The 16,114-nt window shown below is 64.7% G+C and carries 9 protein-coding genes; 5 read left to right on the top strand and 4 right to left on the bottom strand.

Features of this window, described 5'->3' with window-relative positions; genetic code table 11:
* Positions 1 to 290 precede the first annotated feature (290 nt).
* Complete coding sequence (locus tag EYV96_RS17895) at positions 291 to 1,034, bottom strand: pyridoxine 5'-phosphate synthase (protein WP_131152959.1); 744 nt, start codon at positions 1,032 to 1,034, stop codon at positions 291 to 293.
* 79 nt (positions 1,035 to 1,113) lie between these two features.
* The gene (locus EYV96_RS17890) at positions 1,114 to 1,761 is read right to left on the bottom strand and encodes a 4'-phosphopantetheinyl transferase family protein (RefSeq protein ID WP_131152958.1); all 648 of its coding nucleotides are present in this window, start codon (positions 1,759 to 1,761) and stop codon (positions 1,114 to 1,116) included.
* A gap of 97 nt (positions 1,762 to 1,858) precedes the next feature.
* Here EYV96_RS17890 and EYV96_RS17885 point away from each other — a divergent pair, with 97 nt between their 5' ends.
* Positions 1,859 to 5,317 carry a hybrid sensor histidine kinase/response regulator gene (locus tag EYV96_RS17885; RefSeq protein ID WP_131153087.1) on the top strand — a complete coding sequence of 1,153 codons (3,459 nt, stop codon included), beginning with the start codon at positions 1,859 to 1,861 and terminating at the stop codon, positions 5,315 to 5,317.
* Positions 5,318 to 5,462: 145 nt separating this feature from the next.
* On the opposite strand, the gene EYV96_RS17880 is transcribed toward EYV96_RS17885, so the two are convergent.
* On the bottom strand, positions 5,463 to 6,134 hold the full coding sequence (locus EYV96_RS17880) for a response regulator transcription factor (RefSeq protein ID WP_131152957.1): 672 nt from the start codon (positions 6,132 to 6,134) through the stop codon (positions 5,463 to 5,465).
* Between the two features lie 172 nt (positions 6,135 to 6,306).
* Positions 6,307 to 8,247: an acetate--CoA ligase gene (gene acs / locus EYV96_RS17875; protein WP_131152956.1), complete on the bottom strand. Its 1,941-nt coding sequence runs from the start codon at positions 8,245 to 8,247 to the stop codon at positions 6,307 to 6,309.
* A gap of 217 nt (positions 8,248 to 8,464) precedes the next feature.
* Here acs and EYV96_RS17870 point away from each other — a divergent pair, with 217 nt between their 5' ends.
* The 4 genes from EYV96_RS17870 to EYV96_RS17855 all read left to right on the top strand — a co-directional run bounded on the left by EYV96_RS17870 (position 8,465) and on the right by EYV96_RS17855 (position 15,801).
* Entirely contained in the window at positions 8,465 to 9,931 is a 1,467-nt protein-coding gene (locus tag EYV96_RS17870) for a hypothetical protein (RefSeq protein WP_240732649.1), read from the top strand.
* Between the two features lie 125 nt (positions 9,932 to 10,056).
* Positions 10,057 to 11,718 (top strand): MFS transporter, encoded by a 1,662-nt coding sequence (locus tag EYV96_RS17865; protein ID WP_131152955.1) that lies wholly within the window; start codon positions 10,057 to 10,059, stop codon positions 11,716 to 11,718.
* Positions 11,719 to 12,475: 757 nt separating this feature from the next.
* Complete coding sequence (locus tag EYV96_RS17860; protein WP_131152954.1) at positions 12,476 to 14,677, top strand: hypothetical protein; 2,202 nt, start codon at positions 12,476 to 12,478, stop codon at positions 14,675 to 14,677.
* Positions 14,678 to 14,721: 44 nt separating this feature from the next.
* Positions 14,722 to 15,801: a PA0069 family radical SAM protein gene (locus EYV96_RS17855; RefSeq protein WP_131152953.1), complete on the top strand. Its 1,080-nt coding sequence runs from the start codon at positions 14,722 to 14,724 to the stop codon at positions 15,799 to 15,801.
* Positions 15,802 to 16,114 lie beyond the last annotated feature (313 nt).

The following is a 16,114-nucleotide window of genomic DNA, read 5'->3' as shown; positions in this document are numbered from 1 at the left end:
CTATCCGTCCATACGGATAAACGGCCAAATGCCTGGTGCGCTGCAACAGGCAATACCTGGCAGCTCCGCTCGCCAAACCGTTGGATTGGCCGTCTTTACGGCCAGTAGAAAGCGCCAGGCTGAGGCCAGGGGCTCCACGCGCGCGCGATGCCTCGTCACTCCCGCCCTTGCGAGAATGCCGGTATGAGTACCTGAGGTCATGACGCCAGCCCCGCTACTGCGGGGCGGCTCCAAGCTGTGGCGTTCGATGCTCCGACGCGTTGGGTACGCCCAACGCCAACCCACTCAATTCAGCGCAAGATCTGCAGATACTTGCGGACGGTGGTCGACATCCCCTCGTACAGCGCTTCCCCGATCAGCGCATGTCCGATGGATACCTCAGCCAACCCCGGAATCGCCGCCTTGAACGTGCCAAGGTTCGCCTGACTAAGATCGTGCCCTGCATTCACCGCCAGGCCGGCCTGTTGCGCGCGACGTGCCGTCTCAACGCACAAACCCAGTGCCTCTCGCGCGTCGCCCTCGGCAAACGCCTCCGCATAAGGCCCGGTATAGATTTCGATGCGCTCCACGCCGATGGCGATGGCGTGCTCGAAACCATTGGCGCCAGCGTCCACAAACAGACTCACGCGACAGCCGATCTCACGCAGCTGTGCCACTAGCGGACGCAGGCGCTCGGCATCCTTCTCCAGCTCAAAGCCATGATCGGAGGTGATCTGCCCGTCGCCGTCCGGCACCAGCGTCACCTGCGTGGGCTTCACCATCCGGGCCAGCTCGATCAGGCCGGGATAGCTTCCGCGCGCGGGCGCGAACGGGTTGCCTTCGATGTTGTATTCCACCCGTCCGCGCAGCACCTGCGCCAGGGCCGTCACATCATCCGGACGAATATGTCGCTGGTCGGGGCGCGGATGCACCGTGATGCCACCGCAACCTGCTTCGATGCAGGTCTGCGCAGCCTGGATAACGCTCGGTTCGGTGCCACCGCGGGAGTTGCGAAGTACGGCGATCTTGTTGAGGTTGACGCTCAGCAGGGTCATGGAATCTCGAACGGGCAGCCAATGGGGAATGCTGACGCCGGCACGTGCGCGGCGACGCATGGGACCCGAAACATTGCGCCTATTGGGCTAGCGGAGCAAGTGCGCGCATCTCGATCACGCGCGGCTCACCGCGCCAGGCCAGGCTCGCCACGTGGCCGTCATCCAGCGGAAGCCGATGCAGCTGCCACTCGGCCACATCCTCACCTTCCAAAAGGCGCAGCGCCAGGTGTCGATGCCCCCACTCGATGCTCAGACGATGCAAGCCGAAGGCCAGCCCGCGCCCGGTCGCCTTAAGCACGGCCTCCTTGGCCGTCCATAGCTGGAGAAACACGGCATCCCTCTCGCTCTCGGGGACCGCCGCAAGCACCTGCGCCTCGTCCGGACTGAAATAACGGTCCGCAATCGCCATGGCGCGCGGTCGCGGCCGCAGCTTCTCCAGATCCACGCCGGGCTCGATGCCGCGGGCGACCGCGAACAGGGCCTGGTCGATGCTGTGTGACCAGTTGAAGTGCAGGTCACCCACGTGGACCGACGACAACCGCGGCTTGCCGAACTCGCCCAGCTCCAGTTGCACCTCGGCCGGACTCAGCCCCAGATAACAGCCCAGCAAGGCCTGGAACGGCTCGCGTCCCTCCTGGTGCTGATACGCCAGCCGCCACACGTGCACCTCGTCATCGCGCAGGTGCTCTGCTACTTTCGTGGGGTCCTGGTCGTACGTCGTCGTCATCCGCGCATGGTGCCGGCCAGAAGGGGAGCGACACAAGCCATGGCGGCTGTGGCTGCTGCGTTCCGGCGATGGATCGCACGAATGGGAGACCTTTGCGTTGATCGCCGGCTGGCTACTGCTACTCGTTTCACTGCTCTATGTCGGCCTGCTTTTCGTGGTCGCCTACGCGGGCGACCGCCGCCCGCTCTATCCGCGCCAACCGCGCCTGCGCCCCATCGTCTACAGCCTCGCGCTGGCGGTCTATTGCTCGTCGTGGACGTTCTATGGCGCGGTCGGCACCGCCGCCCGCGATGGGCTGGGCTATCTGCCCATCTACCTCGGCCCGGCCATGCTCTTCGTGTTCGGCTTCGGGCTGATGCGTCGCCTCGCCATCGTCGCCAGGCAACGCAACATCACCTCGATCGCCGACTTCATCGGCGCGCGCTTCGGCAAATCGCATGGACTGGCCGCCGCCGTCGCACTGATCGCCGTCATCGCGATCGTTCCTTACCTCGCGCTCCAGTTCAAAGCCGTGTCGATGTCGTACGCCGCGCTCGGCGGCGGTGCCGGGCAATTCGGTGACAGCGCGATGTGGTGCGCGATCCTGCTCGCCACCTTCGCCATCCTGTTCGGCACGCGCACCATTGATGCGACCGAGCATCACCACGGCATGATGCTCGCGATCGCACTCGAATCGCTGATCAAGCTGGTCGCCTTCGCTCTGCTCGCGGCCTATGCGCTATGGCGAGGTCCCGGCCTCGAAGCCACCGTGCAACTGCCGGTGAAGCAGTTCGAAGCCGGCATCTCCCCCGGCTTCCTCGCCCAGACGCTGCTCGCCTTCTGCGCCATGTTCTGCCTGCCGCGCCAGTTCCAGATTGGCGTAGTGGAATGCGAAGACCCGAAGGATCTCTACCGCGCGCGCTGGATGTTCCCGCTGTACATGATGATCATCAGCGTCGCCGTGATCCCCATCGTCGCCGCCGGCCTGCATCTGCCCGGCGTGCAGAACGGCAATGCGGATGCCTGGGTGCTGAACCTGCCCATGGCGCACGACGATCGCGGCGTTGCGCTGATCGCCTTCATCGGCGGCTTCTCCGCCGCGACCGGCATGGTGATCGTCTCCTCCGTCGCGCTCTCCACCATGATCAGCAACGACCTGGTCATGCCGGCCTTGCTGCGCATCCGGCGCCTGCGCCTGGAGCAACGCGCCGATCTCTCGCAACTCGTCCTGCTCGTCCGGCGCATCGCCATCGTCGCCCTGGCCTGCATGGCCTACGCGTACTACCGCCTCGTTGCCGACACGGCCAACCTCGCGTCCACCGGTTTGCTCGCCTTCGCCGCCGTGGCACAGTTCGCGCCGGCCATCGTGTCCGCACTGTACTGGCGTGGCGCAAGCCGGCGTGGCGTGGCCACCGGCCTGGTCGCCGGCTTCGCCGTGTGGGCATACACCTTGCTCTTCCCCGCGATGCGGCCGGACGCGCACTGGTTGAACGACGGCCCGCTGGGCATGAGCTGGCTGCAGCCGCAGGCGCTGTTCCACCTCAGTGGCTGGGACCCGGTGATGCACGGCACTTTCTGGTCGTTGCTGGTCAACGTCGGGTGCCTGATCTTCATCTCGCTGCGCTTCCGTCCGAGCCTCGAGGAACGCCTGCACGCGGCGATGTTCATCGAGCCATCTTCGGTGGACTACGGCGGCGCCGGCGACTGGCGTGGTCGCGTGTCAGTGGCTGACCTGCGCACCATCGCCGAGCGCATCGTCGGTGAACGCAGCAGCCAGCGCGCCTTCGAAGACTACGGCGACCGCCGCGGACGCGCGCTGCAACCGGGCGAATCCGCCGATCGCGCGCTCATCCAGCACACCGAACGCCTCCTCGCCTCGGCGGTCGGCGCCGCCAGTGCACGCCGCATCCTGATGGGCGTGCTCTCCGGTTCCGGCCTCGACATCGCCGAAGCCATGGCGCTGATGGACGAAGCCTCGCAGGAGCTGCGTTTCAACCGCGAGCTCCTTTCCACCACGCTGGAAAACGTGTCGCAGGGCATCAGCGTGGTCGACGCCGGCATGCGCCTGGTCGCGTGGAACCGTCGCTACCTCGAACTGTTCGACTACCCCGACGGCATGGTCTACGTTGGTGTCCCTGTGGCCGACCTCATCCGGTGGAACGCCGACCACGGCGAATGCGGCCCCGGTGAAGTCGAAGCCCACGTCGCCAAGCGTATCGGCTATATGCGCGCGGGCTCGCCGCATCTGTTCCAGCGCATCCGCCCCGACGGCACGGTCATCGAAATGCGCGGTCGCGCGCTGCCCGGCGGAGGTTATGTCACCACCTACACGGATGTGACCGCCTACAAGCACGCCGAACACGCCCTGATGGAGGCAAACGAAAACCTGGAGCAACGCGTCGAGCAACGCACGGCCGAGCTCAGCGAAGCCCTTGTCGCTACGGCCAACGCGCGCCGCGACGCCGAAGCGGCCAACGTCTCCAAGACCCGCTTCCTCGCCGCTGCCAGTCACGACCTGCTGCAACCACTCAACGCCGCGCGCCTGTTCACCTCAGCCCTGCGCCAACATCCCGGCCTCGACCAGGAAGCCGGCCAGCTCGCCGAGCGCATCGACGCCTCGTTCCGCGCAGCGGAAGACCTTCTCGACGCCTTGCTCGACACGTCCCGCCTCGATGCCGGCAGCTACCGTCCCGATATCGGCCACTTCGCGCTCTCCGACTTGTTCGACTCGCTCAAGGCGCAATACGCCGTGGTCGCCGAAAAGCGCGGCCTGAGTTTCCGCGTCGCCAGTACCAAACTGGCCGTGCGCAGCGACCCGCAGTTGCTTCGCCGCATCCTGCAGAACTTCGTCTCCAATGCCCTGCGCTACACGCGCCAGGGCGGTGTCCTGCTCGGCGCGCGTCGCGTCGGCGATGACGTGCGCATCGAAGTCTGGGATACCGGCCCCGGCATCGCCGACGAGCAGCGCGCACGCATCTTTGACGAATTCCAGCGCCTCGACCGACCGTCGCCCTGGGGCGAAAAAGGCCTGGGGCTCGGGTTGTCGATCTGCGATCGCATTGCGCACATCCTCGATCACCGCCTCACGCTCGATTCGCGCGACGGACACGGGAGCCGTTTCGGTGTCGTGGTGCCGCGCGTCGACGCCGTCGCACCTCGCCGCCGCGCACCAACCCAACCGTCCAGCAACGCCGAACAACTGCCGCTCACCGTGCTTTGCCTCGACAACGACGCATCGATCCTCGACGGCATGCGCGCCTTGCTCCAGCGCTGGGGCGTGGACTGCCGCACCGCCCTCGATATCGAGCAGGCCGCGGAAGAACTGCAAAAGGGCGGCATCGACATGATCCTCGCCGATTACCATCTGACCGAAGACATGAACGGCCTGCAGGCGATCCAGCACCTGCGCGGACGTCTGGGCGATCTGCCGCCGGTGGCGATGATCACGGCCGATGGCAGCAGCGAACTGAAACAACGCGCCCGCGCGCTGGGCTACCCGCTGCTGCACAAACCGGTGCGGCCTGCGGCTTTGCGAGCGTTGCTCAGTGCGCGGTTAAGAAGGCAGACGCCAGCGTGAGGCGAGGGGTCGGGCCGCTAGCGCGGCCCTGTGAGGTCGCCCGCTGCGCGGAGCTGTAAACGGTAAACAGTAAGAGCGGCTTACGCGCATCGTGCGACGCTCTTACCGTTTACCGTTCACCGTTCACAGCGCCAACGGCGCCACCTCACTCCTCCTCCGGCATCGGCTGCATCACACTCGGATCCACCGCCAGCTGACTCGCCGCCAGCGCTACCTGTGTGCGATTGTTCACACCCAGCTTGCGCATGATCGAGGTCATGTGCGCTTTCACCGTCGCTTCGGACACGCCAAGGTCGTAGGCGATCTGTTTGTTGAGCAGGCCTTCGGCGATCATGGTCAGCACGCGGAACTGTTGCGGCGTGAGTGATGCCACGCGGCTGGCGATTTCCGCTTCGTCCGGCTTCAGTTCGGTGTTGCCGTCGCCCAGCAGTTGATGCGGCAGCCACACGTCGCCGTCGAGCACGGTGCGTATGGCCTGTACGATTTCCTCGCCCGAACTCGACTTGGGGATATACGCCAGCGCGCCGTGGGCCAGGGCGCGACGCGCGACATGGGCCTCCTCGTGCCCCGACACCACGATCGTTGGCAGCCCCGGATACTGGCCGCGAATATGCGCAAGCGCCGAATATCCGCGCGCCCCCGGCATATGCAGATCCAGCAACAACAGATCCGCTTCCGGAAACTGCTCCACCATGCCCAGCAGACTGTGCACGCTATCCGCGCAATGCACCGTCGCTCCCGGCAAGGCCGTGAGCACAGCGCGCTCAAGCGCGTCACGGAACAGCGGATGGTCGTCGGCGATCAGTACGTCAGGCATGGCAGCTTTCAGGTTGAGGTGATCTGGAGCGGTGAAGCGGGCGCTTCGCGCCCTGTGAAGTCGCCCGCTGTGCGGAGCTGTAAACGGTGAACGGGCAAAGCGGACAGCGGTGACCATGCATGGCTCTTCTCCGTTTACCGTTCACCGTTCCCAGGCGACGCAGTCGCCGACTTCACTTCACAATGCGTTCGTCCACCAGGTTCTTCACCACGCTCGGATCCGCCAGCGTCGAAATATCGCCCAGCTGATCCGGCTGGTTCTCGCCGATCTTGCGCAGGATGCGGCGCATGATCTTGCCCGAGCGCGTCTTCGGCAGGCCGGGTGCCCATTGCAGGAAGTCCGGCGTCGCGATGGGGCCGATCTCCTTGCGCACCCAGGCAATCAGTTCCTTGCGCAGTTCGTCGCTGCCCTGTTCGCCGGCGATCAGCGTGACGAAGGCATAGATGCCCTGGCCCTTGATGTCGTGCGGCGCGCCGACCACGGCGGCCTCGGCCACCTTCGGATGCGAGACCAGCGCGCTTTCCACTTCGGCGGTGCCGATGCGGTGGCCGCTGACGTTGATCACATCGTCGACGCGGCCGGTGATCCAGTAGTAACCGTCTTCATCGCGACGCACGCCGTCGCCGGTGAAGTAGTTGCCCGGATAGGCGGTGAAATAGGTTTCGATGAAGCGCTGATGGTCGCCATAGACCGTGCGCATCTGGCCGGGCCAGGAATCGGTGATCACCAGGTTGCCTTCGGTCGCGCCTTCGAGCACGGTGCCGGTGGCGTCGACCACCGCCGGCGTGATGCCGAAGAACGGCAGCGTGGCTGAGCCGGGCTTGGCGTCGATCGCACCGGCCAGCGGCGTGATCAAAATGCCGCCGGTTTCGGTCTGCCACCAGGTATCGACGATCGGGCAACGCTCGTCGCCAACCACGCGGTAGTACCACTCCCAGGCTTCCGGATTGATCGGCTCACCGACGGAACCGAGCAGGCGCAGGCTGGCGCGCGAGGCCTTCTTCACCGGCGCTTCGCCTTCGCGCATCAGCGCGCGGATGGCGGTGGGTGCGGTGTAGAACAGCGTGACCTGGTGTTTGTCGATCACGTTCCAGAAGCGGCTGGTGTCCGGGTAGTTCGGCACGCCGTCGAACATCACCGTGGTGGCGCCATTGGCCAGCGGGCCATACACCACATAGCTGTGGCCGGTGACCCAGCCCACGTCGGCCGTGCACCAGTAAACATCGTCGTCGCGCAGGTCGAACACGAGCTCATGCGTGTAGCTGGCGTACACCAGGTAACCGCCGGAGGTGTGCAGCACGCCCTTGGGCTTGCCGGTGGAGCCGGAGGTGTAAAGGATGAACAGCGGATGCTCGGCCTCAACCGGGGTCGCCGGGCAGTCGGCGCTCTGGCCTTCCATCAGCACGTGGTAGTAGCGATCGCGCGGTGACTGCATCGGCACGCCCGCGCCGGTGCGACGCACGACGATCACCGTTTCCACGCTGTTGGTGCCGGGGCGCTCGAGCGCGGCATCCACGTTGGCCTTCAGGCCGATCTTCTTGCCGCCGCGCACGCCTTCATCAGCGGTGACCACCAGCTTGCAGGTGGAATCGGCGATGCGGCCCGCCAGCGAATCGGGCGAGAACCCGCCGAACACCACCGAGTGGATCGCGCCGATGCGCGCGCAGGCGAGCATGGCCACGGCCGCTTCGGGAATCATCGGCAGATAGATGGCGACGCGGTCGCCTTTGGACACGCCCAGGTTCTTCAGCGTGTTGGCAAACTTGCACACTTCCGCGTGCAGCTCGCGATAGGTGATGTGGCGCGACTCGGACGGGTCGTCGCCTTCAAAGATGATGGCGGTCTTGTCGCCGCGCTGGGCCAAGTGGCGATCCAGGCAGTTGGCGCTGACGTTGAGTTCGCCATCTTCGTACCAGCGGATGTGCAGGTTGTGCGGGTCGTACGAGACATTCTTGATCTTGGTCGGCGCCTTGAACCAGTCCACGCGCTTGCCGACCTCACCCCAGAAGCCTTCCGGATTGTCCACGGACTCGGCGTACATCCGGTCGTAATCGTCCTTGCGCACGCGTGCCTTGGCCGCGAATTCGGGCTTGACGGGGTAGATCTTGCTCATGTCGTACTCCCGCGACCGGTGGCGCCGGCCGCCTCTGTCAGGTGGCTGCCGCAGGCACCCTTTGTCTGCGGTATTGCCCGAGTGTAGCCAATGGGGGGCAAAACGGATGTTGGCGGGATGGTTCGACTTTGGTCGAGGTTCGACCATTGGCGAATAGGCGTCCGCAATGCAGCATCACCATGCTCGGCCCGACCATTGCCTGGGGAGGCACGAGACCATGGTTTTCCATCGAATGAACGGGCGGCACACCGCCCTCGCGCTGGGCATCGCCGCAGCGTTGTTGTTGCCCCTCGGGGCACACGCCGATCCGCAAAGCTCGGGCAAGACCAAGTCATCCAGCAGTAGCAGCGCCAAAGAGCAGGCGCTGGAAAACCGCGTATCCCAGCTGGAAAGCGAGCTGGCCGAGCTGAAGGACATGCTGCGTCAACAGCAGAGCCAGCAGCAGCAACAGGCCCAGCAAGTCCAGCAGGTCCAGCAGCAGCAACAGGTGCAGCAGGCCCAGGCCGAAAAGGTCGTCGCCGCGGCACCGAAGTCCACGTTCGAATCGGCACCCGGCCTGTCGGTGGCCCTGCACGGCTTCATCAGTGCCAGCGCCTTCAGCCAGACCAAGAACATGTCGTTCGGCAACGGCCAGAACGCCGAGTACCCGATCCCGAAGTCGGCCGCCGCGCCGTACTCCGGTTCGCTCAGCGGCGTGGACATTCGCAACACCCGCTTCTGGCTCGACTTCAAGGGCGCCAAGTTCAATGACAGCTGGACCGGTGGCGGCCGCATCGAGATGGACTTCTTCGGTGGCTTCAACGGCACCGGTCCGTACAGCGAACAGCAGCCGGTGCCGCGCCTGCGCCAGGCCTACATGGACATCACCAACAAGGAATCGGGCACGACGTTCCGCGTGGGCGAACAGTGGAACCTGATGTTCCCGCTGGACATCATTCCCACCTCGCTCTCGCACATCGCGTTCCCGCTGGGCTTCGGCAACGGCATGATCGGCTGGCGCTTCCCGGGCGTGGTGTGGATGCAGGACCTCAACTCGGGCGATGGCCCGCGCTGGCGCGTGGACGTGGGTGCGTTCTCGGGCAACTGGAACGGCCCGGGCGACAACGTCAATTACCTGACCGCCGGCAATGCGGGCTTCCGTCCGCAGATCGAAGCGCGCGTCAGCGTGAAGGACAAGGCGTGGATGGCATTCTTCGCCGCGCACTGGAGCCAGATCGATCTGCGTGGCGTGGGGCAGGCGGTCAATCCGCCGATCAAGGACTCCATCACCAGCACCGCGTATGAACTGGGCGGCCAGTGGAAGCCGGGTTCGTGGACCTTCAAGGGCTTCATCTACACCGGCAACGGCATCGGCCAGATCTTCGGCGACCTGTCGCAATTCGGCGACATCTCCGACAAGGGCGGCTACTTCCAGGTGGGCTACAACTTCACGCCCAAGTGGAGCGTCAACGCCTACTACGGCCAGAGTCGACCGGACCAGGGCGATGTCCGTCGCTGGGTGGCGCTCAGCGCCTTCCCGCGCCTGAACAACCGCCAGAGCGCGATGAGCCTGCAGTACGCCACGGGTGCCTACGAGCTGGGCATCGAGTACCTGTACAGCAAGCTCAAGTACGCCACGACCGCCACCGAGGACAAGAGCCTCAGCGGCAGCCAGGTCAGCCTGAACGCGATGTACAAGTTCTGAGCAATGCCATGACGGCGGGCCCGCAAAGCCCGCCGTTGTTTCAAGGTCGCCGCGGGGGACGCGGGCGGCCCTCGCTTGGGGCCGGTCTGGGGCCGGCCCTTCTCATCTTCATGTAGGGGAGCAGCATGGCTACGACTGCAAACGAGGCGCGCGGCGCCGCCCTCGATACCGGTCATCGACGCGTCATTCTTGCGTCGAGTCTCGGTACCGTCTTCGAGTGGTACGACTTTTATCTTTACGGATCGCTCGCCGCCCTGATCGGCAAGCACTTCTTCAGCGGCCTCAATGAAACCAGCCAGTTCATCTTCGCGCTGCTGGCGTTTGCCGCGGGCTTCGCGGTGCGTCCGTTCGGCGCGATTGTGTTCGGCCGACTCGGTGATTTGATCGGCCGCAAATACACCTTCCTCATCACCATCATCATCATGGGCTTGTCCACCTTCCTGGTTGGCGTGCTGCCCAGTTACGGACAGATCGGCATTGTTGCGCCGACACTGTTGATCATCCTTCGCCTGCTGCAGGGCCTCGCGCTCGGCGGCGAATACGGCGGTGCCGCCACCTATGTGGCCGAACATGCACCCGACGGCAAGCGTGGCCTGTACACCAGCTTCATCCAGATCACCGCGACCTTCGGCCTGTTCCTGTCGCTGCTGGTGATCCTGGGCACGCGTCTTGGCCTGGGTACCGAAACCTTTGAAGCCTGGGGCTGGCGCGTGCCGTTCCTGATTTCCGCGGTGCTGGTGGCCGTGTCGGTCTATATCCGCATGCAGCTGCAGGAATCGCCGGTCTTCCAGCAGATGAAGGCCGAGGGCAAGCACTCCAAGGCACCGCTGACCGAAGCCTTCGGCCAGTGGAGCAACCTTAAGCTCGTCATCCTCGCGCTGCTCGGCGCCACCGCCGGCCAGGCTGTCGTGTGGTACACGGGCCAGTTCTACTCGCTGTACTTCCTGACGCAGAGCCTGAAGATCGACGGCACCACGGCGAATCTGCTGATTGCCGCCGCGCTGCTCATCGGCACGCCGTTCTTCGTGTTCTTCGGCTGGCTGTCCGATCGCATCGGCCGCAAGAGCATCGTGCTCGCCGGTTGCCTGATTGCAGCGCTTACGTTCTTCCCGATCTTCAAGGGCCTCACGCATTTCGGTAACCCCGACATCGAAGCCGCCGCCGCATCCTCGCCGGTCGTCGTCGTCGCCGATCCGGGCCGCTGCAGCTTCCAGTTCGATCCGGTCGGCAAGGCGAAATTCACCAGCTCCTGCGACGTGGCCAAAAGCGCACTCGCCAAGAAGGGCGTGCCGTATCGCAATGAAGCGGCCGTTGGCGGTGCGCTGGCCCAGGTGAAGATTGGCGACAAGGTGATCGACTCCTTCGAAGGCGGCAGCCTCGACAGCGCCTCCTTCGCTGCACAGAGCAAGGACTTCGGTGCCAAGCTCGGCGCTGCGATCAAGGAAGCGGGTTATCCGGAGAAGGCCGATCCGGCCAAGGCCAACTACCCGATGCTGATCGTGCTGCTGGCGATCCTCGTCATCTACGTCACCATGGTCTACGGCCCCATCGCCGCGTGGCTGGTGGAAATGTTCCCCACCCGCATCCGCTACACCTCGATGAGCCTCCCGTACCACATCGGCAACGGCTGGTTCGGCGGCTTCGTCCCCACCATCGGCTTCATGCTCGTGGCGTGGAAGGGCGATATCTACTACGGCCTGTGGTATCCGATCATCGTGGCCATCGTGACGTTCTTTATCGGCCTGCTGTTCCTGAAGGAAACGAAGGATGTGGATATCAGGAAGTGAGGGGTTGGTTGGATGATTGAGAAAGGGCGCGGCTTCGGTCGCGCCCTTTTTTGTGGGCATTGCTTTCGGATCACGCAAACACACAAAAGAACCATCATTCCTGCGCAGGCAGGACGGAGCCCGAAGGGCGGAGCGCAGCGAATCACCCAGTGGCGATCAAATTCGGTTGTAGCGTTTCACTCCCAGGTCGTCATTCCGGCGAAAGCCGGACGGAGCCCGAAGGGCGGAGAACGACCGAAGGTCGGCCCCGCAGGGGTGAGCTATGCGAATAATCCACGTGCGACCACGCCAATAATTTTCGGGACGCCGGATATGCCCACTGTTCATCCTTTCGGTCGAACGCCTGACTCGTTGAAGTTGAATGCAACACCCAACGTGGTCGCACGTGGATTATTCGCATAGCTCACCCCTGCGGGGCCGACCTTCGGTCGTTCTCCGCCCTTCGGGCTCCGTCCGGCTTTCGCCGGAATGACGGCATTGAAAGGGAAGGCGCAAACCTATGTGATCGCCACTGGTTGATTCGCTGCGCTCACCCCTACGGGGCCGACCTTCGGTCGTTCTCCGCCCTTCGGGCTCCGTCCTGCCTACGCAGGAATGACGACTTTGAGAGGAAAGGCGAACACCCAACACCATCGCCACTGGGTTACTGCCTACGTCGAAATGACCAAGGTGAAGGCAAAGAAACACCCTCCCTCACATCCCCACCATCCCCCCACCCACTACCATCCCCGTCGCCCATCCCCCGAGCCACCCCCACATGGCCACCGACAGCGACGCCCCCGCCACCTTCACCGCACGCTTCGGCGCCGCGCTGAACGGCATCGGCTGGAGCATCGCCCTCGTCATCGACAACCTCAAACCCCTGCGCGTCACGCTCCTCGTGCTGATCTTCGGCACCTTCATCGCCACCAGCGTCGACCAGGTCACCGAGCTGTTCCTCATCGCGCTGTGGGTCGACGACAGCCCCTGGCGCTTCCTCGCCCTGATCGCCACCAGCACCATCGCCGGCCTGGCGCTGTGGTACGCCGCGCGCAACGCCTATCGCCTCGACTACCCCCGCTGGCCAGCACTGCAGGATCCGCGTGGCGCCTGGCTGCGCGACTGGCTACCTCGCGTCATCGGTGCCGCTGTCCCCGCACTGGTCGTCATCGCCTACTTCGTCGCCCTGCACAAACTCCCCAACACCCACTGCGACGAGGCCACCGACTGCACGCGCCGTGCGTCGCGCGCGATCTGGCTTGTCGTTGAATCCGCCGCACTGATCACCTTCTTCATCGCGCGTCGCCACGTGCTCAACGCGATGCCGGCCGCGCGGCGAGGCCATCGCGTGGCGCCCAGGCCTTCACTCGAGACGCGCGTGCTCCAGCTTCGCCATTTAGGTCGTCCAGCGCTTGCCGTTTACGCGATGACCATCGCCCTCAATCTTGCAGCCACCGCCCTTATCGCCAGCAAACCCGAACTCCTCGACGGCGTCGGTCCACTTGCGATCCTGCTGATATCCGCCTCGTTCCTGTGCCTGAGTGGTGGCTTCCTGTGCATGATCGCCGACCAGCGCGGTTTTCCTTTGCTCACCCTCCTTGCGCTGGTCAGCGGCCTGCTTCACGCCGCGCATCTCAACGACAACCACCTCGTGCGCCAGTACCCGTCCATGAGCACGCACGACGCGCCCGTGGCGGCACCCGTCAGCGCCCGCCCCACGTTCGACAGTTACGCCAACACCTGGCTTACGCAACGGTGCGCGGGTCGTCGCATCTGTCCGGTCGTGGTGGTGTCCGCCGAAGGTGGCGGCATTCGCGGCGCAGCGTGGACGGCGATGGTGCTGGCGCGACTGACGTCCATGGTTGATGCCCGACATCCCGTCCCGGGTGAGCCGTTGCTCCCGCGCTATCTGTTCGCCGGCAGTGGTGTCTCCGGTGGCAGCCTCGGCCTGGCCACCTACGTCGCGCTCCTGGGCCAACGTCCTGGCGCCATGGAAACCCGCGCCGATGCCATGCTCGGCGGCGACTTCCTCGCGCCCATGCTCGCCAATCTGTTCTTCGTCGACTTCACCCAGCGCTGGTTGCCCGGCGCGTGGTTCGACGATCGCTCGCGCGCACTCACGCGCGCCTGGGAACAAGCGGCGCGCCGGCAAGGTATTGACGCCTTCAACCGCCCCTTCAGCGATCTCTATCGACTGCCCACGGGCGCCGTCGACATCAGCCGCCCCGCGCTCTTTCTCAACAGCACCACGGTCGCCGAAGGCATGCGCTTTATCCAGCATCCCTTCTATCCGCTCACCGCGAAGGAGCCTGAGCCGTGGACGGCGGGTTACGACGGCTCCGACTGGCTCGACCCTCGCACGCCCTTGAGCGAAGTCGTGCTCAACAGTGCGCGCTTCACCTACGTCAGCCCGGCCGGCACGCTCTTGCCCACCGACACGCATCGCGCGCTGACGCCGGCACGGCTCCAGCTGGTTGACGGCGGTTACTACGAAAATTCAGGCACCACGACCTTGCTCGAAGTGATGGATCGCCTGCGCACGCTCGCAACGCAGCGTCAGCAGACGTTGCGCTTCATCGTCATCCACATCAGCAACGATCCCAGCCTGGACGACTTCGTCCACCAGCACGACCGCGACAACCTTTCGGCCTACTCGGTCTACTGCTCGCCCAACCCTGCCGAAGCCGCATCGCCGAGCGGCGAAGTCACCGCACCCGCCAAAGCGCTGCTCAAGACCCGCAGCGCGCGTGGCGCTTACGCCCGGACGCAATTGCTGCAAAGCCTGGACCTCAACCGGGAGCAACCCGACCAGGGCGACATGCTCTGGCATTTCCGCCTCTGCGAAGGCCACTACCCGATCCCCCTGGGTTGGACCATTTCCACCCCGGTTTTTGACGAACTCAAACGCCAGCTCAACGCCTATCCCCTGGACGCCATGGCCACCACGCTGGATCAGCAGCTTTCCGACGATAGCCGCTAGGACGTGTCTCTCCACCTGAGACCTTTCCAGCGCACACTAAGCCGATGGACCAACCCCACGCCTTCAAAGGTCGCGGCGCCGCCTCCAATCCCGAGGGGCGCTTCGAGAGCATCCGCAAGTACGCTGAGGACGACGGCTGGCAACACGCCGTCCTCGACGAAGAGCGCCCCCGCCCCAAAACCGAAGTCACCGAAGAACGCGCCCGCAGCGTCATCACGCGCAACGACTCACCGGACATCTTCTTCAACCAGGCGCTGAATCCGTACCGTGGCTGCGAACACGGCTGCATTTACTGCTTCGCCCGCCCCTCGCACAGCTACCTCAACCTCTCGCCCGGCCTCGACTTCGAAACCAAGCTGCGCGCGAAAACCAATCTCGCCGAAGTCCTTCGTCACGAACTCGGCAAACCCAGCTACAAACCCAGCCCCATCAACCTCGGCAGCAACACCGATCCCTACCAGCCTATCGAAAAGCGCTTCCGCATCACCCGTGCCGCGCTCGAAGTGCTCGCCGAATGTCGCCACCCGCTCACCATCGTCACCAAGAACGCCCTCGTCGAACGCGATCTTGATCTGCTGGCGCCGATGGCCCGCGACGGCCTGGTGCAGGTGTTCGTCTCCATCAACTCCCTCGACAACCACCTCGCCGCCAAGCTCGAACCGCGCGCCACCGCACCGCATCGTCGTATCCAGACGGTAAAGAACCTCACCGACGCCGGCGTCCCTGTCGGCATCCTCGTCGCGCCCATCATTCCGGCCGTCAACGATCGCGACATGGAAGCCGTGATGGAACAAGCGGCGGACGCTGGCGCCACCAGCGCGGGCTACACCACCTTGCGCCTGCCCTACGAGTTGAAACTGCTCTTTCGCGAATGGCTCGCCATCCACATGCCCGACCGCGCCGAGCACGTCATGAGCCTTGTGCAGCAGATGAACAACGGCCGCGACTACGACAGCGACTTCTCCACGCGCATGCACGGGCAGGGTGTGTTCGCCGATCTGATCCGCAAGCGGTTTGAAGTGGCGTCGCGCCGGCATGGCTTTGCACGCGCAAGGGAATGGCAGCCGGATATGTCGAAGTTTCAGGCGCCGCGTGAGGCGTCGCCGCAGGGGCAGTTGTTCTAGCGGCGGGTGCACGCGGTTGCCATGACGGCCTGAAGGGGCTCGACCCAATGGGTCAGCACAGCCAACCTTCGAAGGAAACGTCTTGACCTCGGCAGCGCTACCCGCGCAAAGCGAGCTAAGGGAAAATCATACGTGGAATCCACCACAAGAACAGTGGGTGTGCGCGCGCGAAGACTAAGCCGCGTGCTGCAGTGGGTCTCCGGGTCTGCGGACGGCTAAGTGAACCTGGCCCCGTTAGTTAGCCCCGTTAGTTAACCTCCAGCTTGGTCAGACGCTGACCTGAAATAAAAGGTGTAAATATGACGGATAGCGA

The sequence above is a fragment of the Dyella terrae genome (assembly GCF_004322705.1).
GTDB classification, from domain to species: Bacteria; Pseudomonadota; Gammaproteobacteria; order Xanthomonadales; family Rhodanobacteraceae; genus Dyella_D; species Dyella_D terrae.
The sequence above is the reverse complement of the archived record's forward strand: the minus strand, read 5'-3'. Positions and strand labels throughout refer to the sequence as shown.